At 51.9% G+C, this 21,639-nt stretch carries 22 protein-coding genes; 14 read left to right on the top strand and 8 right to left on the bottom strand.

Going from position 1 to position 21,639, the window contains the following annotated elements; translation table 11 throughout:
- The first annotated feature begins 66 nt into the window (after positions 1 to 66).
- From ICT70_RS08610 to ICT70_RS08625, 4 genes are all read left to right on the top strand, one after another.
- Positions 67 to 483 (top strand): hypothetical protein, encoded by a 417-nt coding sequence (locus ICT70_RS08610; RefSeq protein WP_191155565.1) that lies wholly within the window; start codon positions 67 to 69, stop codon positions 481 to 483.
- Positions 484 to 583: 100 nt separating this feature from the next.
- Positions 584 to 1,972 (top strand): cytochrome c biogenesis protein ResB, encoded by a 1,389-nt coding sequence (locus ICT70_RS08615; RefSeq protein WP_191155567.1) that lies wholly within the window; start codon positions 584 to 586, stop codon positions 1,970 to 1,972.
- Between the two features lie 3 nt (positions 1,973 to 1,975).
- A complete protein-coding gene (gene ccsB, locus ICT70_RS08620; protein WP_191155569.1) occupies positions 1,976 to 2,845 on the top strand; it encodes a c-type cytochrome biogenesis protein CcsB in 870 nt (289 codons plus the stop codon).
- Positions 2,846 to 3,124: 279 nt separating this feature from the next.
- Positions 3,125 to 3,949 carry a DUF169 domain-containing protein gene (locus ICT70_RS08625; protein WP_191155571.1) on the top strand — a complete coding sequence of 275 codons (825 nt, stop codon included), beginning with the start codon at positions 3,125 to 3,127 and terminating at the stop codon, positions 3,947 to 3,949.
- 15 nt (positions 3,950 to 3,964) lie between these two features.
- On the opposite strand, the gene ablB is transcribed toward ICT70_RS08625, so the two are convergent.
- Together ablB and kamA are read right to left on the bottom strand one after the other, a co-directional pair.
- Positions 3,965 to 4,810, bottom strand: coding sequence for a putative beta-lysine N-acetyltransferase (gene ablB, locus ICT70_RS08630; RefSeq protein ID WP_191155573.1), 846 nt, complete (start codon positions 4,808 to 4,810; stop codon positions 3,965 to 3,967).
- Positions 4,800 to 6,119 carry a lysine 2,3-aminomutase gene (gene kamA, locus ICT70_RS08635; protein WP_191155575.1) on the bottom strand — a complete coding sequence of 440 codons (1,320 nt, stop codon included), beginning with the start codon at positions 6,117 to 6,119 and terminating at the stop codon, positions 4,800 to 4,802. The genes ablB and kamA overlap by 11 nt, the downstream gene beginning before the upstream one ends.
- A 713-nt stretch (positions 6,120 to 6,832) precedes the next feature.
- Between kamA and ICT70_RS08640 the strand changes: the two genes are divergently transcribed.
- The 3 genes from ICT70_RS08640 (at position 6,833) to ICT70_RS15170 (ending at position 10,420) form a co-directional block, all read left to right on the top strand.
- Positions 6,833 to 7,510, top strand: a complete 678-nt coding sequence (locus tag ICT70_RS08640; protein WP_191155577.1) for a type 1 glutamine amidotransferase domain-containing protein — start codon at positions 6,833 to 6,835, stop codon at positions 7,508 to 7,510.
- Positions 7,511 to 8,133: 623 nt separating this feature from the next.
- A complete protein-coding gene (locus tag ICT70_RS08645; protein WP_191155579.1) occupies positions 8,134 to 9,804 on the top strand; it encodes a PEP-CTERM sorting domain-containing protein in 1,671 nt (556 codons plus the stop codon).
- A complete protein-coding gene (locus tag ICT70_RS15170) occupies positions 9,797 to 10,420 on the top strand; it encodes a peptidoglycan-binding protein (RefSeq protein WP_191155581.1) in 624 nt (207 codons plus the stop codon). Before ICT70_RS08645 ends, ICT70_RS15170 begins: the two co-directional genes overlap by 8 nt.
- Before the next feature lie 854 nt (positions 10,421 to 11,274).
- Here ICT70_RS15170 and ICT70_RS08655 read toward each other — a convergent pair.
- The 3 genes from ICT70_RS08655 to rimK all read right to left on the bottom strand — a co-directional run bounded on the left by ICT70_RS08655 (position 11,275) and on the right by rimK (position 14,799).
- Positions 11,275 to 12,576 (bottom strand): DEAD/DEAH box helicase, encoded by a 1,302-nt coding sequence (locus ICT70_RS08655; protein WP_191155583.1) that lies wholly within the window; start codon positions 12,574 to 12,576, stop codon positions 11,275 to 11,277.
- A gap of 292 nt (positions 12,577 to 12,868) precedes the next feature.
- Complete coding sequence (locus ICT70_RS08660) at positions 12,869 to 13,897, bottom strand: succinylglutamate desuccinylase/aspartoacylase family protein (RefSeq protein ID WP_191155585.1); 1,029 nt, start codon at positions 13,895 to 13,897, stop codon at positions 12,869 to 12,871.
- Positions 13,894 to 14,799 carry a 30S ribosomal protein S6--L-glutamate ligase gene (gene rimK / locus ICT70_RS08665; RefSeq protein WP_191155587.1) on the bottom strand — a complete coding sequence of 302 codons (906 nt, stop codon included), beginning with the start codon at positions 14,797 to 14,799 and terminating at the stop codon, positions 13,894 to 13,896. The genes ICT70_RS08660 and rimK overlap by 4 nt, the downstream gene beginning before the upstream one ends.
- Positions 14,800 to 15,065: 266 nt before the next feature.
- On the opposite strand from rimK, the gene ICT70_RS08670 reads away from it, so the two are divergent.
- From ICT70_RS08670 to ICT70_RS08685, 4 genes are all read left to right on the top strand, one after another.
- Positions 15,066 to 15,362, top strand: a complete 297-nt coding sequence (locus ICT70_RS08670; RefSeq protein WP_191155589.1) for a hypothetical protein — start codon at positions 15,066 to 15,068, stop codon at positions 15,360 to 15,362.
- A 77-nt stretch (positions 15,363 to 15,439) separates the two neighbouring features.
- Positions 15,440 to 16,015: a hypothetical protein gene (locus ICT70_RS08675; RefSeq protein ID WP_191155591.1), complete on the top strand. Its 576-nt coding sequence runs from the start codon at positions 15,440 to 15,442 to the stop codon at positions 16,013 to 16,015.
- A 152-nt stretch (positions 16,016 to 16,167) separates the two neighbouring features.
- On the top strand, positions 16,168 to 17,529 hold the full coding sequence (gene mgtE / locus ICT70_RS08680; protein ID WP_191155593.1) for a magnesium transporter: 1,362 nt from the start codon (positions 16,168 to 16,170) through the stop codon (positions 17,527 to 17,529).
- Position 17,530: 1 nt separating this feature from the next.
- Complete coding sequence (locus ICT70_RS08685) at positions 17,531 to 18,019, top strand: ATP-dependent zinc protease family protein (RefSeq protein WP_191155595.1); 489 nt, start codon at positions 17,531 to 17,533, stop codon at positions 18,017 to 18,019.
- Positions 18,020 to 18,120: 101 nt separating this feature from the next.
- On the opposite strand, the gene ICT70_RS08690 is transcribed toward ICT70_RS08685, so the two are convergent.
- Positions 18,121 to 18,363, bottom strand: a complete 243-nt coding sequence (locus ICT70_RS08690) for a CDGSH iron-sulfur domain-containing protein (protein WP_191155597.1) — start codon at positions 18,361 to 18,363, stop codon at positions 18,121 to 18,123.
- 15 nt (positions 18,364 to 18,378) lie between these two features.
- On the bottom strand, positions 18,379 to 18,954 hold the full coding sequence (locus ICT70_RS08695; RefSeq protein WP_191155599.1) for a flavodoxin family protein: 576 nt from the start codon (positions 18,952 to 18,954) through the stop codon (positions 18,379 to 18,381).
- 24 nt (positions 18,955 to 18,978) lie between these two features.
- Between ICT70_RS08695 and ICT70_RS08700 the strand changes: the two genes are divergently transcribed.
- Entirely contained in the window at positions 18,979 to 19,515 is a 537-nt protein-coding gene (locus ICT70_RS08700) for a shikimate kinase (protein WP_191155602.1), read from the top strand.
- Here the strand turns inward: ICT70_RS08700 and ICT70_RS08705 are convergent.
- Positions 19,494 to 19,931 (bottom strand): CBS domain-containing protein, encoded by a 438-nt coding sequence (locus tag ICT70_RS08705; protein ID WP_191155603.1) that lies wholly within the window; start codon positions 19,929 to 19,931, stop codon positions 19,494 to 19,496. The genes ICT70_RS08700 and ICT70_RS08705 overlap by 22 nt on opposite strands.
- Positions 19,932 to 20,153: 222 nt before the next feature.
- On the opposite strand from ICT70_RS08705, the gene ICT70_RS08710 reads away from it, so the two are divergent.
- A complete protein-coding gene (locus tag ICT70_RS08710; RefSeq protein ID WP_191155605.1) occupies positions 20,154 to 20,597 on the top strand; it encodes a tetratricopeptide repeat protein in 444 nt (147 codons plus the stop codon).
- A 69-nt stretch (positions 20,598 to 20,666) separates the two neighbouring features.
- Positions 20,667 to 21,578: a glutaminase gene (locus ICT70_RS08715; RefSeq protein WP_191155607.1), complete on the top strand. Its 912-nt coding sequence runs from the start codon at positions 20,667 to 20,669 to the stop codon at positions 21,576 to 21,578.
- The last annotated feature ends 61 nt before the right edge of the window (positions 21,579 to 21,639 follow it).

Below are 21,639 nucleotides of genomic sequence, written 5' to 3' on the forward strand. Positions count from 1 at the left end.
TCCCGGCATGCTGGACATCGGGCTGAGAAGCCTGGCAAACAACCACAAGGGGCCCTACTTAACCCAATGAAAAGAACCCTGCGCTCCCTCCCTCCAGCCCTTTTTTTATTCTTACTGATGGGTCTGCAATCAGTATTTGGGTGTCCCTCTGCGCCGGCCACAGAACGCTCCACTGCCGGCATTCAGGTCAACCTCTGCCACTTTTTTATCGACACCGACCCTGCTGATCCCTGCTGCGACAGCGCAGCTTGCCATCGTGCTCATTTGCCGCTACAAAATTTCGGCAGCCCTGAATATGCCAATCAGATCAAGGATCTGCTCCCGCTGATTCTTGAATCACGCCAGCAACTACCGCAGTCAAAAGCCATCAAGGACTTTGTGCCGCCGTCCTTCAGTTGCAAAAATACCGCACAACAGCCCATTACATCTATTGCACCTCGCCACGCCTTGGCATTTTTGCGCACAACCATCCTGCTCCATTGAGATTCTCCCGCTAGGCGCCCTGATAAACGACGCTACCCGTCGATTATTATGACCTATTTTGTCTGACTTATCAGGCATTCCACAACGGGAGATATTTACCTTGACTGAAACAGAAAAAAAACAAGACTTCACTGATCGCATATGGGACTTTTTCTGCTCCCTGAAGCTGACCATCATTCTGCTGTTATTGCTGGCGGTGACCTCCATTATCGGCACGATTATTCCGCAGAATTCCTCTGCAGCAGAATACATCCGCCTTTACGGCCAATCCAACTATGAACTCTTCACCAGACTTCAATTTACCGAGATGTACAGCTCCACCTGGTTTGTTGCCTTGCTGGCACTGTTCTGCGTTAACCTGATCTGCTGCTCCATCAAACATTTTCCCCGCACCTGGAAGTTTTTTAAAGAGCCCGCTCATATTGCTACTCCCGGCCTGCTGAAAAACTCCAGCAACAAATTGGAGATCAGCACTGAAGAAAGCCCGGAAGTTGTTGTTGATCGCGTCAAAGACACCCTCGATAAACATTTTACAAAAACTGTCCGTTCTGATGCTAACGGAAAAATTTACCTGTTTGCCCAAAAAGGGATCTATTCCCGCCTGGGCTCTTATATGACCCACCTTTCCATCATCGTCATTCTGGTTGGTGCCATCATCGGCAATGTTTTTGGCTTTCGCGCCTACGTCACCATCCCGGAAGGTGGTTCGGTGACCCACGTCATCACCCGTGACGGTAGCCGCAACATTGACCTCGGCTTTGAGGTGCGTTGCGACAACTTTGATGTCAAGTTCTACCCTAACACCAGACGCCCAATGGAATATGCCAGTGATCTGGTTGTGTTACGAGAGGGTGTCGAGGTCTACGAAAAAAGAATTGTTGTCAACGATCCGCTGTTCTTTGATGGTATTATCTTCTATCAGTCAAGCTACGGACCGGCCGGTGACGCAATCATCACATTTAACGTAACCGACAACCAAAACGGTGAAATTCGAGAATTCAGTGCTCCCCTGAATAATCGCGTTCAACTACCTGACGGCTTTAGTGCCATTGTCACTGACTATACCGACGATGACCGTAATTTCGGCCCAGCGATGCGTCTGCATGTCATCAACCCGGAGGGAGTGCGCCAGAACCCAATCGTCGTCTGGCAAAACTTTCCCGAATTTGACGTTCGGCGAGGTGATAAATTCAGCTTTGCCATGCTCGGTTTCAAACAACCCTACTTCACCGGCCTGCAGGTAGCTAAAGACCCCGGTGTTAATATTGTCTGGGCCGGCTGTATCTTGCTGATCATTGGTCCTTTTATTGCTTTCTTTATGTCCCACAAGCGGATCTGGGCCTGCATTGAGCAGGACGGCAACGCCACCAAGGTTCAATTGGCCGGCAACGCCCACCGTAATCAGCCGGGATTTGCCCTGGCCTTCGATGATCTGATGCAAAAAGTTGAACTCGCCATTAAAAACCAATCCCCTACGAAGGAGGGATAACCCATGGACAGTGGACTGCTCTTTAATTTGACGACCATCGCTTATTTTTCCTCGATGGTTCTGTATATCGCTTTTATTGCCACCAAAAACAACAAGGTCGCAACCGCAGCAACACTGGCGGCGCTGATCGGCTTTATCATCCAGACCGCTGCGCTGGGAGTGCGCTGGTACGAATCCTACGCGATTCTTGGCAGCGACCATGGACGCGCACCCCTGACCAACCTCTATGAGTCGGTCGTCTTTTTTGCCTGGTCGATCGTCGGCGTCTATCTGATCATGGAGTTGAAATATTTTAAAAACCACCGCGCCGTGGGCGCCTTTGTTCTGCCCATCGCCCTGTTCGCCATGCTCTGGGGGCAGATGAGTCTGAACAAATCGATCGACCCGCTGGTGCCGGCATTGCAGAGTAACTGGCTGACCTATCACGTCATCACCTGCTTTATCGGTTATGCCGGATTTGCCATCGCGTTTGGTGTCTCTATTATGTATCTGCTGAAGATCGGCAAGGAAGAGAAGCACCAGGGCCCGGAACCGATGGGAGGCATTCTCGGCATGTTCCCGCCCACCAAGGTGCTGGATGACCTCAACTACAAAGCCATTATGATCGGCTTTCCGATGCTGACCCTTGGCATCATCACCGGTGCCGCCTGGGCATACTACGCCTGGGGAACTTACTGGAGTTGGGATCCGAAGGAAACCTGGAGTCTGATTGTCTGGTTTATCTACGCAGCCTTTCTCCACGCCCGTTTTACCCGCGGCTGGGCCGGGCGCAAAGCTGCCTGGCTGTCAATGATCGGCTTTGGTGCCACCATATTCTGCTATCTGGGAGTCAACCTGGTACTGTCCGGGCTGCATTCCTACGGCGGTTCCTGATCACGCGCAGGCAGCAATGACAAAATAACAAAGGGTGCTTCATCACGGGGCGCCCTTTGTTATTTTACTTGTCCAACGCCAGGTACTCAAATCCTGGCAAAGCCTACCGGCCTGATCAAAACTCATCGGCATCAACTCCCGTTCATCACTATTTATCACTGTGAATTGATGCCTGTTCACGGGTATCGGTTACATACTCGACAGCCATCCTTAACATCAATATAATGGCAACTTTATTGAATGATTATTTTGTCATCCCTTTGTTGTCAGGAGACCATCATGAACAGTCAGATTGCCGCAGCAATTAATCTCCCCCACCAGCCGGTTGCAATTCTCTGGAATGATGAAATACCGGATGGAGCGCAGAGGTTCAAGGATAACTCCTGGGCCTGCTCCCTCTGGCTAACCGCGGCTGCGGCCAAGGGAAAGGTTACTGCCTGCAGTCGCGATGCCTTTGGCTGTTTCGGCGGTGGCACCGGCCTTGGCTTCGGCGATCAGTATCGCAACTTCCCTGGCGGGACCGAGGGATTCTGCCGCTTTCTTTCTTCCGGCAATGCCGGTCACCCTGAAGGGGAAGCCGTCGCAAAGGCCTTGAAGCCCTTTGCTGATGAGCATTTTATTGAGGAATATCTGCAGGGCGAGCGCTACCTGAAAAACCCGGAGGCGGTGCAGGACTTTATCGATGATCTGCCGATGCGTGACATCCCCACCCGATACGTTGTCTTCAAGCCGTTAAGCGAAATTGATCCGCAGCAGGAAGAGCCGATTGTCGTGGTTTTTTTCTGCAGTCCTGACCAGTTTTCTGCCCTCGGCGTATTAGCCAACTACAGCTTCGACGGCAACGACAACGTCATGTACCCTTTTGCCGCCGGCTGTCAGGCGATTGGCCTCTACGCTTACGATGAAGAGGAAAAAGATCGTCCCAAAGCAGTGGCGGGCCTGATGGATCTGTCTGCGCGTCTCTATCTGCGCAAACACTTTGGCGAAAACGTCATGAGTATGTCGATCCCCTGGTCCATGTTTCAGACCATGGAGGGCAATGTCGCCGGGTCGTTTCTTGAACGCAACACCTGGAACCAGTTGCTGCAGAGCAGAATGACCTGATCCCTCTGCCTGCCCTTATTCGACCGGTTTGTACCAGACGTTCATGCTCTCCAGCCCGCCGGAAATCTGGGTGTTCTGCACCAGGGTGCCGCCATACTGATAGCCGCTTTTGGCAAAGGTGATATTCATGCCGAACGAGGTGGCGCGAGCAATGGTATAACAGGTCTGAATCATTTCCTGTGCCATCAGTGTTTCCAGTTCGGCCAGCAGCAGATGAGCTAAACCCTTGCCACGACAGGCAGGATCAGTGGCAAAATCAGTCATCTCAGCGTGGGCTCCCGCCGTGTCAACCTCGGCAGAGGCCAGAGCCAGCAGCTCATCTTCCTTCCAGATACCGGCATAGATCACATGATCTGTCATCGTCTCGGCCAGATAATCCGGATCATGGATCGGAAAGGGGTAACTGGAAAAGACCCGCTGGTAGAGATCGGCCATCGCCGAGCAATCATCCTTCTGCGCCAGGCGGCACTGATGGACCCCGTCATCCGGCAGACCGACAGGAACCGCTGAACCCGTTTTCGCCCGAGCAGCATCCAGCACCTGTGCTACAACCGCCGCATCAGGGTCATTCTGACGCTCAGGCTGAGGATAATTCGCCAGGAACAAGCCATCAATTTCACCCTGATAAAAACCTGGAACCTGAGCCTCGACCCTATAACCGGCTTGCAGAAATGGAGCTTTACTGGTCGCAGGAATCTTGGCAAAGACCTTGGAGTAGTCGTGCCGAGCAACCAGCTCATCAATATATTCAAGGACTCCAGGCACATCATCCTGCTGCAACTTCATCAGATAAACCCGGTCATTTTCGGGGCCATGTTGCAACATGGAAGATCCGAAGCTTTCAATCCGATCAACTGCCATCACGTCTCTCCATCCGTTCGTTACCAGCCGGCGTCAAGCTGATGGTTTCATCATAATCACATAACAGCTGTTCAATCCCGGTGGCATTGTTGTTATCGTCAGCGCCTTCCAGTTTCAGTTGCAGATCACAGGTTGTACACTGGCGCTCACAAAATTTTGTCTTGTAGCTTTCCGGTTCAGCATAGGTGGTGATCACCCCTTCGTAGTTGCGCAGCACGACCTTGTTGGTTGATAAAGAGATCAGGTAGTTAGGAGTCAAGGGAATCTTTCCACCACCACCTGGGGCATCAATCACGTAGGTCGGCACGGAAAAGCCACTGGTGTGGCCGATCAACCCTTCCATGATCTCGATCCCTTTACCCACCGGTGTCCGGAAATGGGACAAACCTTCAGACAGATCGCACTGATAAAGATAGTAAGGACGCACCCGATTTTCCACCAACTTGTGTACCAGCGACTTGACGATCCGCACGCAGTCATTCACCCCTGCCAGCAACACGGTCTGATTACCCAGAGGGATTCCGGCATCAGCCAGCTTTCGCAATGCCTGTTTTGAAGAGCTGGTAATCTCCCGCGGGTGATTAAAGTGGGTATTAAGCCATATCGGGTGGTGTTTTTTGAGCATCTCGACCAGACCGTCAGTAATCCGATAGGGAAGCACTACCGGCATGCGTGAACCGATACGGATCACCTGAACATGCTTGATCTGGCGCAATTCAGTTAAGACCCAATCAAGATACTGATCAGAGAGCATCAGCGGATCACCGCCGGAGAGCAACACGTCACGAACCTCGGTGGCGCCACGAATATAATCAAGACCGGCGCGAATCTGATCGCGATCCGGGATCGAATCGGTATCGCCCACTTTGCGTTTTCGCGTGCAGTGGCGGCAGTACATGGAACAGACATTACTGATGTGGAACAGCACCCGATCGGGGTATCGATGAGTGATGCCCGGTGCCGGGCTGTCACGATCTTCCGCCAGTGGATCGCTCATATCGCACTTGTCAATTTCAAGCTCTTTAGGATCCGGAAAGGCCTGACGAAAGATCGGGTCGTTGCGAAAATCATCCGTATCGATTAAGGACAGATAGTAAGGGGTAATCGACAGGGGAAACTTCCGCAGGGTCAATTCAATTTTGCGCCGCTCTACATCGTTAAGTTTGATCCCGAGAAGCTTTTCAAAGGTGTCGACACGATTGATCGAATGACGTAACTGCCAGTGCCAGTCAGTCCATTTGGATTGATGAACCTGGTTTTCACTCAAATCTGCGGCAATTTTTTGTTGATTGATGGAATAAATACTCATGATAAAGGCCTTTTGCTCCTTTTCTAAGGATTTCGTATCGGTGTTCGGTTAAGGGGCAAAACAATGCGGTTAAACCCCAAAGACAGTTCAAACTAAACAAAACAGAGTTTTTTGTCGAAGGGCAGTCAACGTTTAGTAAGTAACACCGTCACACTGCTATGATGATTGGCTCGATAGGTAAGTTCAGGCAGATAACAACAGATCATAAACATCGTTAAAATAAAAATCTTTCTCGCACGAAGATTTGTGCGGAATTAATTTTTTAAATAAATCACAGACAAGGTTAACAAATATGATCTTTATTTTCAAGTACTGTTTCTGAACGGTCATATTGATGTAACGTTCAACCTCTCAAGCCATTCTTATCTACCCGTCCGATGTTGCCACTTATCGGGATAAGCACCTTGCCTGGCGAAAGTAAAAATCTTCGAATCATTCAGCGCTGTCCTTGCGCAAGGTCGGGATTAATGTGGCAAGGTAATATGTCGGTGACAACAAGAGGTCATGGATGCCCCAACGAGAAGCTATCGCGTCCCCGGTCATAGGATCGAAAGGTCCGCTACTGAATCGACACAAATCATCGTTCGCGAAGGCCCGGTCGACGATCTGGAGAGCGCGCCGCAAGCATCCATCAGCTTGCTCAAAGGGGAAAACTTTGGTAGTTTGGTTGATCATGTCACAAAAGTTGCCTCACTTAGATCTACGGAGTTAACATGAAAATATTGATGATACTGACCTCACACGACAAACTCGGCAGTACCGGTGAAAAAACCGGTTTCTGGCTGGAAGAATTTGCTTCTCCCTATTACGTCTTTAAAGACGCAGGGGCAGAAGTTACCCTCGCATCACCACTCGGCGGCCAACCACCGCTCGACCCCAAGAGCGACACCCCGGATTTTCAGACTGAAGCGACCCATCGTTTCAAATCAGATTCTGCTGCACAGGTTGTTCTGGCAAACACACTAAAACTGGCAACCGTCTGCGCAACTGATTATGACGCCGTATTTTACCCTGGCGGGCATGGCCCCCTGTGGGACTTGGCCGAAGATGCAGCGTCCATCGCTCTGATCGAGGCGATGCTTGCAGCGGGAAAACCAGTTGCCGCTGTATGTCATGCCCCTGGCGTGCTACGCCACGCCACAGCTCCAAATGGAGCCTCCGTGGTGCAGGGGAAAAAAGTTACCGGCTTCACTAACAGCGAGGAAGAGGCCGTAGGACTGACGAAGATTGTTCCCTTTCTGGTCGAGGATATGCTCAAGGAGCATGGCGGCAATTACTCAAAAGGGGATGACTGGCATCCCCATGTGGTAACTGATGGTCTGCTGATTACAGGTCAGAATCCCGCATCATCTGAACCAGCAGCCGCGGCTTTACTGGAAAAATTGTCCTGATCCAGGAGCCTGGCAAGCCACGTAAAAGCGAGCATCCATAAACAACATACCCCCCTGGAAACAGGCGACCGTTTCTTGTTTCGCACGCCGATAAAAACACGCAAACCCCACTTGGCAATCCAGGCGGTTTTTTTTAAAAATGCCGTCAGTGGGATCTGCCATGTATCTTATTTCACGAAATATATTACCACTAATTTGGCAAGTTTTTGTACTGTTTCAATCGTCGTTTCAATCTGTCGACGCTCCCCGTCAATACTCGTTGCTGCAAGTCCATGGAGACAAGCGCATGAAGTGCTGACCTCGATTAGTGGAAGGCTATTGCTACAGTTCATTAATCCATGACCCCCTCGAAGGATGATCGTTTACAGTCGGTGTCGACATTTTTTACGTTTACGTCGAAATTTTTTACACTAATGTCGAATTAATTTACATTTTTCATAAACAATCCTAATCCCTATAACCTCGAATAACGATAACTACCTGACCTCACGTGGTAAGTTAAAATTATCTCATTATGGCATGATTTTTGCATTTGTCAATGTGTGATCATACTGACCCGACGAACTCCATCTGCCGAGCACACAACCAGAGGTGCTCACCACCAGCAAGGAAAGGGGATCGACATGATCACGCGGATTGTTAAGGTTGTTGCACTCTTTGCCGGCACGTTTCTGATTCTATCTTCACACATAAACGCTGCCATCATCTACGACGCTGGCCCACTTGTATTCGAAAGCAGCGGACAAAGCATGTGGGATACCGGCACGGCCTTCCGCAAGGAAGAATCCGTTTTCCTGGGCACCCAATGGACGGACAAAACTGCCACCATTGGCGGTATTGCAGGCGACGCCAACCAGCAAATAACTCCTAATATTCCTGCCGTTACCGTCCCGGTCTGGAATCCGACGCCGACATGGTCTAATCCGTTTAAGGGTTACTGGACGAACGTCCAGATCACACCGGCAATTGATGCGGTGACGATTGACACCCGCACGGGAGCTAAACTGAACGTACACACCTCCGGGAAAGTCGGTCTCGAATTCGGCTACTCCATCGACAGTGGCTCTGTCGATACCAAAGCAAATTTTCAGGCAGTGGCAGAATTGCCGGACAGCGTGAAGGCTTCTGAATTCTTCAGCCTCATCACCAACAGCACTTTCGACGACGGTTCGCTACAAACCCAGTCACCAAAGATCGAAGCGTACATCAGCGCCATCATGCAACTGTCAGGCTCAATCGATGCGCAGGCCTGCGCGTTGACCTTTGGTTGCGCGAACTCAGGATCTATGGCCCTGCCAACCATCGACCTTGATCAACGTATACTGTCCATCGATCCGAACAGCCTGAAGGTGCTGGATGGCATCATGCCCGACGGCAAGGCCTTCGCTGAAATTCCTATCCTCAATCAGAGCCTGACACTTGAGGGGGGCATCACGACCACGGTTCCACCTGTGCCCGGTTTCATGTTGACCGGCCCTGGCTTTACCATTGGTACCTTGCCCTCCCCAGCGGTCACTGTCGAGCTGGCGGAGATGACCGTATACGTCCCGGATATTGCCACCACCGGCACGGGCTCCGGAGAAAATGTCACCTCCAACGGCCGGGATGATCTGTTGTCGTTGCAGCTCGACCTCGACGGTGCCGCAACGATGTTTGCTGGTTTGCCGCCCACCGGCATGAATTTTCATCTCATCAATGCCGGATCATTACAGTTATCTGCTTCCCTCGATCTGATTGATGTTAAGGCCGGCCCGGTACTGGGTGTCACGCAAGACTTCGAGTTCACACCGACACTCATGGCCGACATCGCATTCAGCAATCCTGTCGAAATTTACGGCCAGTCCGGCTTCCACAACAACTGGAGCGGGCTCTGGAGCGAGCTGCCGCAATTCGCCATTAATGAAACCACCACGTTCACGCCCTCCTTCTGGCTGGACGCCACCCTGACAAATGACATAGGGCTGGACCTGGGCCTGGTTGGTACATTGGATCTGCTGAAACTGGGTGCTACTGCCTCTCTGGGGGTGTTTAACCTGGATTTCAACCCATTTACTCTCAATGACCTGCTTGGCATCGGCAATACCCTGTTTGAAACATCAAAGGTGGGCTTCTCCGTCTATGACACAACGTTCAATTTATTCGGCTTCAACAATATTGCCGGCTCACCCTTTACCCTGTACGTTGCGGTACCGGAACCGGGGACCTTTGGCCTGATGCTTGTGGGGCTGGTGGCCTTGCAGTTAAGACGCCGGCAGCGTGCCGGCATCCGCAAACAAGGTGAACATTGTGCATAACAATCAACCCAGCAAGCTCATGGCCTTTATTTTTACATTGGTGCTGCTTCTTTCCGCGGCAACGGCCCACACGGCAGACGGAGAAGGCCAATTTGCTGTCCGGGGAGCCGGACTGATCAGCTGCGCGCTTTACACCCAGGAACGGGCCGCGCGCAGCGAAGTCTACCTGGTGGCGGCGGCATGGGTCGATGGATACATCACAGGGATCAACCAGCATGCTTCACAGACCTATGATCTCATGTCGTTTGAAAGCACCGAACTGCTGATGGCAATCCTTGATAACCATTGTCAGAAAAACCCATCGGATCCCATCTTCGGTGTACTGGTGAACCTGTTCAAGAAACTGTGGCCGGACCGCCTCATTGACAAATCGGACAAGACGACCATTGCGATTGGAGAAAGGGAAGCACGACATTACGTCGAGTCAATCGGACGCGTCCAGAACAGATTGCAGGCAGCAGGATTTTATAAGGACCCGCGCAATAACGAGTACAGCCCGCAAACCTTGGAGGCGATGAAGAAATTTCAGACATCTATCGGCTTCGAACCGACAGGCTTTCCTGACCAGCTGACATTGTGGCGGCTGATGCGCAACGAAGCAGACCTGGATAAATAAAAAGACCAGATCGCGCCAATGTCATGGTAAGATGGATCTAATATCGTTTTTCACCTACTGTAGAGCACGAAACGCCCCCAATCTCCAGATCGAGGGCGTTTCTTATTTGTCACGACTCATCAGACAAGAAAAGCCTTCGATCATGGGGCCGAGGGCTTTTCTTGAAATGCGCTATATTTTGAACATCCTGCGAGGATGCTGGTTTGTAATCCAGGAGAGATCCAGATCCTTAATTCATTTCGTTAGAGCGGTCACTGTGACTCTTCTTTCCAGTAAAAACGATTTTGCCCACCGATCCGGATATTTAAAAGAAGGACTGGTTCCGTTGGATCTGGTGGAACCCAGAAAAGAACAAGGAAATTTCGTGCTCCGGCGTCCAGCACATACTCCCACACAGTTATTCTTTTGCCTTGGACCGACCTTCTTCTTGCGGGGGCAATCTCGTCAAACACGGAAATATTCTCCACCATGGCCTGGTAGCTTTGCTGCAGGATTTACAAAAATCGCTTGCTTCGGCCAAATCCACACACGACATTAACTGCGAGAGAATAAATAAGAAAAGTAATTTGTATCTGTTCAGCACTGTCCTGGCGCAGAGTCGGGGGTCCCTTGAGATAGGATCCGAAGATCCGGTGCTGAACAGAGATAGAGAACGAGGCAAGAGATCCGGATAGCCGAAACATCCCCTGCCACCAGTGGTTCCTGGTCAATTATCGGTGGTAAGGGGTTGCCTTGATGATGTTGCTGACCAACCGGTGTCGGGTGTGGATGACAATAAGCACCACGGGAAAACCCCCGAAGGCTATCAACAGCTCTCGGGGGTTTTTATTGCATTACCGGGACTTAAAAGCCTGTTAGCGCGAAGCACGACCAGCGCGAGCATTTGCGGCACCAGCCTGGGGACGATACGACTTGCCGGCTGGACGGGCGCTACGGCTCGAGCTTTTGGCCGGCTGACGGTTTGAAGGCGCTGCCCCACGACCGCGTTGGGGAGCCCTTGCCGGCGAATCAACAGCCGAAGACACCAGCTTCAGTCCAGCCTCCTGCTCCTGCAAGGGGATCCGGCGTTGCAGCAGGGTTTCAATATCGCGCAATTGCTTGCGCTCTTCACTGCAGACAAAGGAAATAGCATTCCCGCTGTTACCGGCACGACCGGTGCGGCCAATACGGTGGACATAATCTTCAGGAACGTTGGGCATCTCATAGTTCACGACAAAGGGCAATTGCTCAATATCGAGACCGCGCGCGGCAATGTCGGTAGCCACCAGCACCCGCACCCTGCCCTGCTTGAAATCAGCCAGTGCCTTGGTTCTGGCACCCTGACTCTTGTTGCCGTGGATCGCCGTCGTCGTGATGCCGTCTTTGTCCAGCTGGCTGGCGAGACGATTGGCGCCGTGCTTGGTGCGGGTAAAAACCAGCACCTGCTGCCAATTACTGCCGGATATCAGATGGGACAGCAGCGCGCGCTTGAGTCCCTTGTCAATCCGGTACATCACCTGATCGACCTGTTCGGCAGCGGTGTTCCGCCGCGCTACTTCAATCATCTCCGGGGCCTTCAGAAAACCGTCAGCCAGGCGTTTGATATCATTGGAAAAGGTCGCCGAAAACAGCATATTCTGACGATTGCGCGGCAGCAGACCGAGAATTTTACGGAGATCATGGATAAAGCCCATATCGAGCATGCGATCGGCTTCATCCAGTACCAGCATTTCAACCTGCGACAAATCGATGGTTTTCTGCCCAACATGGTCAAGCAGACGCCCTGGGGTAGCCACAACAATATCAACCCCTTTACGCAAGGCACTGATCTGGGGCCGGATATTGACGCCACCAAAAATCACCGTCGAGCGTAACGGCAGATATTTACCATACAAACGGAAGCTCGCCTCAACCTGGGCTGCCAGCTCGCGGGTCGGGGTTAGAATCAGGGCACGAATCGCGCCACTTCTCTGTGGGGCTTTTTCACTTAAGCGTTGCAGCACCGGCAGAGCAAAACCAGCGGTTTTACCGGTTCCGGTCTGGGCGCCGGCAAGCAGATCGCCGCCTTGCAAGACCACCGGAATCGCCTTGGCCTGAATCGGTGAGGGTTGGCTGTAACCTGCTTCAGATACAGCACGGAGGAGTTCGGTCCGCAGACCGAGTTGTTCAAACGACATAAATATTGTTCTCCAAAAATGGAACCGGCCCATCCCTAGGCGATAAAACGTAAGGAACGGTCAACAGGCAGGAATCTCTTAATTGATGGTCTAAGGGGGTGATATGCGAGGATGATACGCAAAAAACGAACCGATGGACACAAAAATGACGCCGACCGAAGGCGTCAAGGTTCAGGCACCCTAACAGATTCCAGGGTGCCTGTCCACCACAATCACAAAACCTGTCAGTACCTGATCAAAAGAGGGTTTCCTCTCGAACCAGCTGCGCCCACCAGAAACGGCCACAGCTCCCTTAGCGCTCCATCCCGAAATCTTCATCGGTCAGAGTGGAAGCGAAATGATCCATCGCCTCTTCAGCGTCACTCGAATCAGGAACTCTGGCCAGGTGGATCAGGGCATCCCCTTCATGAACCAGCGGAATTGCGAGCTGACCGATAATGATACCGGCCAAGGGGGCAATAACTTTTTCCTCTTCATCACCCAGGGGATCACGGATCAGACCAAGCAGGTCCCCTTTTCTGACAAATCCCCCCAGCTTCATCCGCCGGGTGAAGATACCGCTCATATTGGCCCTCAGCCAGCTGGTACGATCAGTAATGATCGACTCACGAATCTTTGCGCTACGACCAGGGGCGAGCATCTCCACATGACGCATCACCTTGATGATCCCCCGGATACCGGTACGAATCGCGGCATCATTGAAATAAAGGGCCTCACCTCCTTCGTAAACCAGCACCGGCTTCCCCAGCGACGCGACTGTTTCACGCAAGGACCCTTCGCGCATCTCAGAGGGCACAACCACTGGGGCGCCAAAAGCCATAGCTAGATCAACTGTTTGCTGATCTTCCAGACTCGCCCTGATTTGCGGCATATTGCTGCGAAAGTTGGACCCGGTATGGAGGTCGATACCAAAATCAGATTGTGCCGCAATCTCACTCATAAAAACATGGGCCAGGCGCCCCGCCAGAGACCCTTTGGCCGACCCTGGAAAAGAACGGTTAAGATCACGCCGGTCCGGCAAATAGCGGGCGCGCTGGATAAATCCGAACGGATTAACCACCGGCACGGCAATCAAAGTGCCACGCAGGCTGTTAAGTACCTGGTTTTTAAGCAGTTGACGGATAATCTCAACGCCATTGATTTCATCACCATGCACCGCCGCACAGACAAAAAGCACCGGTCCGGCGCGCCGACCATGAACCACCTGAACCGGCAACGTCATCTCACTATGGGTATACAATCGCGCTACCGCCAGTTCGACGGTTTTACGGGTTCCCGGTTTGATTATTTCCCCACCCAGCTCAAAATCAGCGACTTTCATCCCTGCCCCTTGGTCCGGGTACGCCCCGGCTTGGCCTGTTTTTCAATAAACTGGTAAATGAGACCTGCAACATCCTTACTGGTCGCTTTTTCTATCCCTTCCAGGCCGGGAGAAGAATTCACCTCCATCACCACCGGCCCATGATTGGAACGCAACAAATCAACCCCGGCAACATTCAACCCCATGATCCGGGCGGCACGAATAGCGGTCATGCGCTCTTCCGGGGTTAAACGTGTGACACTTGAGGATCCGCCACGATGCAGATTGGAACGGAACTCCCCTTCCTTACCCTGACGCTTCATCGCCGCGACAACCTTGTCACCAATGACAAAACAACGGATATCAGCGCCTTGAGCCTCTTTGATGAATTCCTGCACCAGAATATTCGCCTTCAAACCACGAAATGCCTCGATGACGCTCTCTGCCGCCTTGTCGGTTTCTGCCAGGACAACACCAATGCCCTGGGTACCCTCGAGCAATTTCACCACCAGGGGTGCACCACCAACCAGATTAATCAGATCTTTGGTATACAGGGTCGAATGGGCAAAGCCGGTCACCGGCAAGCCGATTCCCTTACGCGCAAACAACTGCATACTGCGTAATTTGTCGCGCGAACGGGTAATCGCCACCGACTCATTGATACTGAACACATTCATCATTTCAAACTGGCGCACAACCGCGGTCCCGTAAAAAGTAACCGATGCGCCAATCCGCGGGATCACTGCATCAAACCCCTGCAATTCCTCACCCTTATAGTGAATTGTCGGGCGCTGGCTGGCGATGGTCATATAACAACGTAGCGGGTCGATGACCTGTACGTCATGGTCACGCTCTTCTCCAGCCTCGACCAGACGACGGGTGGAGTACAATTTCGGGTTGCGCGACAAGACTGCAACTTTCATCACATCCTCCTTTTTTGATTGTTGATTTCAGCTATCGGCAAGAGCGATATCAGTATAGTTAGCATACTATCCTTTGTCTATTGACAAACTTTTTTGGTCTATGTTTAAATTTTTTATCAGAAAAGCACCGGGCCGGGAACCCTATATCAAGGGACGCTTTTCGTCATCCATGGCGACAAAAACCCTTACCACAGGATCCAAAGACCCTGCGCAAGGACAGTGCTGAATAGTTACCATTTTTTATAAATCACACAGGAGGAGCCATAGTGCACTACGAGCAGATTGCCCAACATCTGGTTGACATCTATCAGGATTCCTTCGGGGGAAAACCCAGCGGCCGTTATCGCATCTCGATGAAACATCTGCGCCGGATCGCCGGGCACAGAAGGGTTTTTCAGCAGGACCTGGCCCAAATCTCTAAAGAAATGTATCAGCTGGGCTACAGTCTGATTGACATGGAGTCCTTTTGTGTGGTGATCAACCACAAAACCTTTGTCCACTATCGCCGCTACAGCGATGTCACATCACAGCAGGATCCGGACGCCGGCAGAAAATCCAGCTGACATCCGATGCGCATGACAATTCAATCGGTAACAACCTGTCCTTGAATATCTTCGGGGCAACATCCAGGGAGCAACAAATGAAAACAACAACGTACCAGTGGTTCATTGTCCTACTCACCATCACGCTGCTGATTGCCGGCTGTGGTGGTCCTAAACTGAAAGTGGAGCCGATACCTGTACCGGCAAATCCAACCGAGGAAGCCGGCAAACTTGAAGCCGACATCACCCGAGCCCGCCAGCAACAGGTTAACATCCTTTCGCCAACCTGGTTTGCAAGGGCAGAAGCCTCGCACAAAGAGGCGGCCAGGCTCATTGCTGCAAAAGGTGAAATCGGACAGATCAGTAACCATCTGGCGCAGGGATACGCAGAACTTGCTCAAGCACAGGAAATATCCAAGCTGGCACAGACTGAAGCGACAAAAAAAACCGAACAGGAACGCCTGGCCGCCGAGAAGCAAGCTACCGAGGAAAAGCTCGCTGCTGAACGACGGTTCAACGAACTCTACAACCAGGTCCAGGCCATGTTCTCCAAAGATGAGGCCGAAAGCTACAAACAGGGACAACAGATGGTTATCCGTCTGCGTGGCATGAGCTTCCCGATTGGCCAGTCCATGATTATGCCGGAAAACTACCCCCTGATCATTACATACTGATTGAACCTGGACCATATTTTTGCCGGTACCTTCATTACCATCTTTTTGCAGAGGGGAAGGTATCGGCACCATTTTCGGGTTCTACCCGCCAGCGGCAAATACTGCCCACAACATATTTTCATCGCCGTCACCAGGCTGACAGGTCTTAAATCATGGACATTCAACAAACGGAAAAGCCCTGGGAATATCTCGAAGAACTGATCGAGGCAAAGGACGCTGCCCGGATCCGATCCTTCCTTGACAACACGAATCCTGCGGATACGGCTCTGGCAATTTCACGAATTGATGATGACCTTGTCAACAATCTGATGATCCTGCTCAATCCGGAAGATGCTGCTGAACTTATTGAAGACCTGTCTGACACCCAGGCCGCGGAAATCATGGAAGACCTGGAGCCCTCTCAGGCGGCCGCGATATTCGAAGAGCTGGACAGCGACCATGTCGTCGACATTCTGGGTGAAATGGATAAGGATGACGCCAACGCCATCATCAGCCAGATGAACCCGGAAGACGCCGAGGAGGCAAGGCAGTTTCTCACCTATGATGAAGACACCGCCGGTGGCTTGATGATCTCGGAATTTCTCGATTACCGCAGCAACCAGACGGTTCAGGATGTTCTTGAGGATCTTCAGAACAACCGCGAGGAGTACGCCGAGTACGATGTCCAATATATCTACATCACTGACAGTGCCGGTCATCTTGAAGGGGTATTGCGGATGCGTGATCTGCTTTTCCCCCAGCGCTCGACACCCCTGAGTAAACTGATGATCCGCAATCCCTATAAGACCATCGTCACCGCGCCCCTGGATGAATTGCGCAACTTTTTTGAGGAGCACAATCTCTTTGGCGCACCCGTGGTCGACCAGGATAACCGACTGGTGGGTATTGTTTTGCCCGAGGCGGTAGAAGACGCTAAACAGAAAAAAAGTGTTAATCAATTTCTAGGGCTCTCCGGCATTATCGGTGGGGAAGAATTCAGATCCATGCCGGTTGCGGTAAGAGCCGGGCGAAGATTTTCATGGCTGTCACTGAATATTTTTTTGAATATCATTGCCGCCAGCATTATCGCCCTGTATCAGGACACCATTGCCGCTGTCATCGCTCTTGCCGTCTTTCTGCCGATTGTCAGTGACATGAGTGGTAATTCCGGACAGCAGGCGGCGGCTGTCAGTATGCGTGAGCTGACCCTTGGTCTGCTGCGGCCGCACGAATTTGGGCGGGTCATCATCAAGGAAGCCAGTGTCGGCATCCTCAATGGCATAGGGCTGGGGTTGTTACTCGGCGGGCTGGTCTATCTCTGGCAAGGCAACCTGATACTGGGTCTGGTGATCGGCCTGGCATTAGCATTAAACACGCTGCTGTCGGTTCTGGTCGGCGGGCTGACGCCTCTGCTTCTTAAAATGCTCAAGCTTGACCCGGCACTGGTAACCGGCGCTCTGATTACCACGATTACCGACATGGGTGGTTTTTTTCTGGTGTTAAGTTTCGCGACTATCGTATTGGATAAGCTCTGATATGGCAAACATACAGGTTGGGTGGCGCGAGTGGGTTTCTCTTCCGGAACTGGACATTGCGAGGATCAAGACAAAGATCGATACCGGGGCAAGAACCTCGGCTCTGCATGCGTTCTTTGTCGAGCCCTATGAAGTAAATGGTCGCCAGATGGTACGCTTTGGGGTAAGACCCTTGCAAAAACGTAACAGCCCCTGGATCGAGTGCTCTTCTGTGATCCATGACTACCGTGAGATCTGCGATTCCGGTGGACACCGTGAAATGCGTTACGTTATTTATACTCCGGTGAGATTAGGTGAGCACATCTGGCCAATTGAAATGACCCTCACCAACCGTGACACCATGAAATTTCGCATGCTGCTGGGACGTAGTGCCCTGGCAGGGATGATCGTATATCCGGATCAGTCCTATCTTTTCGGACGGCTAAATCGAAACCGGCAGAGAAAGGCAGAGTACCCCCCTCTGTTGGACCCCAGGACAGCTTTTTTGTAACGAGTCAACTCTATCCTTGCCACAGGACCCCTGACCCTGCGCGAAGGACAACAGCTGAATAGATACCCTTTGTTTTACCTGAACAGCTACCCCAAGTTTCGTCAGGGAAGAGCCACCCCGCAGGACCCATCGCAATGCGGCGGGTTGTCAGTCTTCCAGCAGGCACATAAGTAAACCCGCTCGCGCTCGGTGACAGTAAAACGGATCGGTACTTCGCCTCCGGCCTGATGGTGGCCATCGCAGAAGGGCAAACTGTCAGATTCCCCGCAGGTGCAGCGAAAATACGTCCCGGGCTCCAGAGTGATGGCAATCGGCATGGCCTGATCGTCTTCTGATCTACTCATTTCATTCCTCCTTTGTTAACCACAAACTTTGTCCATCAGCCAGGCTATATTTTCCCCAAGGCGGCGCATGGTGTCCATCCCTTCCGTGTCGTTGGCAACCTCACCGGCATTGCGACCGTAGGCAATATTCCAGTAACTCGAACCGGGAACAATCACCTCGTTGATGAGAAAATAGTTCTGCAGGGTCTGCAACGCATGCATGGACCCACCGCGGCGCACGGCTACCACCCCGGCACCAACCTTGCGGCGCAGCAAATGACCGTTGGCGCGACAGACAAACCCGCTACGGTCGATAAAAGCTTTCATTTCTGCAGTAACATCGGCAAAATAGGTCGGTGAACCGAGCAGGACGCCATCGGCGTTATACATCTTCTGCAGAATGTCATTAAGGGGATCTGAGTCGATAATACAGCGCCGGTTCTTGTTTTCGACGCATTTCATACAGGCGGTACAACCACGCATCCCCGATCCGGCCAGTTGGACAATCCGGGTGCTGATTCCGGCAGCTTCGAGGGGTTCACAGACAGTTTCCAGCAGCAGGCTGGTATTCCCCTGGGGACGTGGGCTGCCGTTAATAGCGATTAGATTCATGGGTTCTCCTGTGAGGTAAAAGTAATGAACAAAAACATTGTATTGATCGGCATGCCCGGCGCCGGCAAAAGCACCGTCGGCGTCATCCTCGCTAAACGTCTGGGCTATCAGTTTATCGACACCGACCTGCTGATCCAGTCACGCACCGGTCTACGCCTGCAACAGATCATCGACAGTCAGGGTTTGCCCCGCTTTCGCGACATCGAAGAGCAGACCCTCATCGATCTCGATGGACAAAACAGCATCATTGCCACCGGTGGCTCGGTGATCTATTGTCCCAAAGGGATGGCGGCCCTTGCGACCAATGGGATATTCGTTTATCTGCAGGTGCCGTTGATCGAACTAGAGCAACGGCTCGCCGATATGGGTCAGCGTGGCCTGGTGATGCACAAGGGGCAAACCCTCGCCCACCTCTATCAGCAACGAACCCCCCTCTACCAAAAGTACGCCCAGCTCACCCAGGATTGCACCGACCTCAACGCCGAGCAGGTAGCCGGAGAACTGGAAGCAGCCCTGAAACGGTATTTTTGCGACGTCGTTCACTCCCCGGATTTGATGTAGTGGGTCAGCTGCTGGATCAGAAACTCCTTATCGGCTATCGCCACCTTAACCAGGTCGCCGATCGATACGAGCCCTTGCAGCGAGCCGTCTACCACCACCGGCAGGTGGCGAAAACGCTTTTCCGTCATCAAAGCCATGCATTCATCGACCGTCTGTTCAGGGACAACACAGGTCACCTTCGAGGTCATCACCTCTTTAACCAATAGTGGCAACACCGAAGCCTGTTTTTCCGCAACAATACGAATCAGATCGCGCTCTGAAAAAATACCGGCAAGCTGATCGGTCTCATCAACCACCACGACAGCACCAATACCAGCGTCTACCAGACAGACCAGCGCCTCCAGTACCGTCTTATCCTGATGAATCGTGATAACCCGTTTGCCTTTTTCGGCCAGAATATCCTTGACTGTTTTCATATCACATCTCCCCGTAAGCAGTAGCACAACAACAACGCACAACCGATAATCTGATTCCAACAAAAAGGGTAACTAAAAACAAGGATTTTCATACCAGAATAAACCTGTTAAGACCCAGTATTATTTTTTTTACAGTCTTCCTGTCTACTGCTAGTATAAAGAGCGGCAACCATGTTAATGCTGGACACTCGTCAAAAGATAACTTTTGGGAACCAAGTTGTTATGCAAGAAAAAGAGCTCAACGATCTACTCAACAAGGGCAAGGAGGCGGTAGAAAAAGGGTATATCCCTTCTGCCCAGGTCTTTTTCAGCCAGGTGGCAGAGCATAAAAACAGCCCGGAAGTCCGCAGCTATCTGGCGTACTGCCTGGCTAAAAGTCAGGGTCGCACCCAGGTTGCCGCCAAAACCTGCATTGAATCGATCCGGCGTGAACCTGACAATCCTACCCATTATCTGCTGCTGGGACGCATTCATCTGCTCGCTGATGATAAGGTCAAAGCGGTACAGGTGTTGCGTCAGGGTGCCAACATCAACAAAGATCAACGAATTATCAATGAAATCAGTAAATTAGGGATGCGCAGGGCACCGGTAATCAAAAGCCTGAAACGCAACCATCCCCTCAACCGGGTACTCGGTAAGATCTTCGCCCGGCTGGGTTTGCGCTAGCGTCCCATAGAATACACTTCGACACAGACCTGACCCCCATAAAACTCGCTCCTACTTATAGAGACCAGGATGTCCATTCAAGAAATTCTCGATCAAATCCATAGGGAAATGTTACCGCGCCGCGATCGCGGTGAAGTGGCTACTTACATCCCCGAGTTGGCTTCGATTGATGTTAGCCGTTTTGGTCTGGCCGTCGCTACGGCCGATGGACAGGTTTACAGTGCCGGTGATGCCGGGGTGCCTTTTTCCATCCAAAGCATCTCAAAGGTTTTCACCTTATCCCTGGCGTTGGGAAAAATCGGCAATTCCCTCTGGGAACGGGTCGGCAGAGAGCCTTCCGGTAACGCTTTTAACTCGATTCTGCAACTCGAACGAGAGTTTGGGATTCCACGCAACCCCTTTATTAACGCCGGTGCTATTGTTGTGACCGATGTTATTTTGGCCAGCAGCTCCCCGGCAGAAGCCCTTGCTGAGTTGATTAATTTTATCAGATACGCTGCCGATGATGCGAACATCTACATCAACGACGCGGTCGCCCTTTCCGAAAAGGCTACCGGTCACCGCAATTTTGCCCTGGCCCACTTTCTACGCAGTTTTAACAATCTCACCCATGAGCCGGATCTTACCCTGGGAACCTACTTTCATCAATGTGCCATCGAAATGAGCTGCCGTCAGTTAGCCCTGGCCGGGCGCTTTTTAATCAACGCTCCGGGCATGCCACGACTGATTTCACGGGATCAAGTGCGACGCATCAATGCCCTGATGATCACCTGTGGTCATTATGATGCGTCGGGTGACTTTGCCTACAAGGTCGGATTGCCGGGAAAAAGTGGTGTCGGGGGAGGGATTCTGGTGATTGTCCCGGGCACTGCGGCGGTCGCCGTCTGGTCTCCGGGGTTGACCGCCCAGGGCAACTCACTGCTGGGAACCGAAGCCGTGCAGAGCCTGGCCCAGCAGATGGACTGGTCGGTATTCGGCTGAACCTGTTTTTTTCCACTCTCCTTAATGACAAAGGCTACATTTATAACTATAATAGTCACTA

The organism is Pelovirga terrestris (assembly GCF_014773365.1).
Taxonomy (GTDB): domain Bacteria; phylum Desulfobacterota; class Desulfuromonadia; order Desulfuromonadales; family Geopsychrobacteraceae; genus Pelovirga; species Pelovirga terrestris.

Coding starts and splice junctions, on each gene's coding strand:
- ICT70_RS08625 (WP_191155571.1), top strand. CDS start 3,125: ATGAACAGTCAGATTGCCGCAGCAATTAATCTCCCCCACCAGCCGGTT.
- ICT70_RS08645 (WP_191155579.1), top strand. CDS start 8,134: ATGATCACGCGGATTGTTAAGGTTGTTGCACTCTTTGCCGGCACGTTT.
- mgtE (WP_191155593.1), top strand. CDS start 16,168: ATGGACATTCAACAAACGGAAAAGCCCTGGGAATATCTCGAAGAACTG.
- ICT70_RS08705 (WP_191155603.1), bottom strand. CDS start 19,931: ATGAAAACAGTCAAGGATATTCTGGCCGAAAAAGGCAAACGGGTTATC.
- kamA (WP_191155575.1), bottom strand. CDS start 6,119: ATGAGTATTTATTCCATCAATCAACAAAAAATTGCCGCAGATTTGAGT.
- ICT70_RS08610 (WP_191155565.1), top strand. CDS start 67: ATGAAAAGAACCCTGCGCTCCCTCCCTCCAGCCCTTTTTTTATTCTTA.
- ICT70_RS08675 (WP_191155591.1), top strand. CDS start 15,440: ATGAAAACAACAACGTACCAGTGGTTCATTGTCCTACTCACCATCACG.
- ICT70_RS08685 (WP_191155595.1), top strand. CDS start 17,531: ATGGCAAACATACAGGTTGGGTGGCGCGAGTGGGTTTCTCTTCCGGAA.
- ICT70_RS08655 (WP_191155583.1), bottom strand. CDS start 12,576: ATGTCGTTTGAACAACTCGGTCTGCGGACCGAACTCCTCCGTGCTGTA.
- ccsB (WP_191155569.1), top strand. CDS start 1,976: ATGGACAGTGGACTGCTCTTTAATTTGACGACCATCGCTTATTTTTCC.
- rimK (WP_191155587.1), bottom strand. CDS start 14,799: ATGAAAGTTGCAGTCTTGTCGCGCAACCCGAAATTGTACTCCACCCGT.
- ICT70_RS08695 (WP_191155599.1), bottom strand. CDS start 18,954: ATGAATCTAATCGCTATTAACGGCAGCCCACGTCCCCAGGGGAATACC.
- ICT70_RS08715 (WP_191155607.1), top strand. CDS start 20,667: ATGTCCATTCAAGAAATTCTCGATCAAATCCATAGGGAAATGTTACCG.
- ICT70_RS08700 (WP_191155602.1), top strand. CDS start 18,979: ATGAACAAAAACATTGTATTGATCGGCATGCCCGGCGCCGGCAAAAGC.
- ablB (WP_191155573.1), bottom strand. CDS start 4,810: ATGGCAGTTGATCGGATTGAAAGCTTCGGATCTTCCATGTTGCAACAT.
- ICT70_RS08660 (WP_191155585.1), bottom strand. CDS start 13,897: ATGAAAGTCGCTGATTTTGAGCTGGGTGGGGAAATAATCAAACCGGGA.
- ICT70_RS08690 (WP_191155597.1), bottom strand. CDS start 18,363: ATGAGTAGATCAGAAGACGATCAGGCCATGCCGATTGCCATCACTCTG.
- ICT70_RS08710 (WP_191155605.1), top strand. CDS start 20,154: ATGCAAGAAAAAGAGCTCAACGATCTACTCAACAAGGGCAAGGAGGCG.
- ICT70_RS08640 (WP_191155577.1), top strand. CDS start 6,833: ATGAAAATATTGATGATACTGACCTCACACGACAAACTCGGCAGTACC.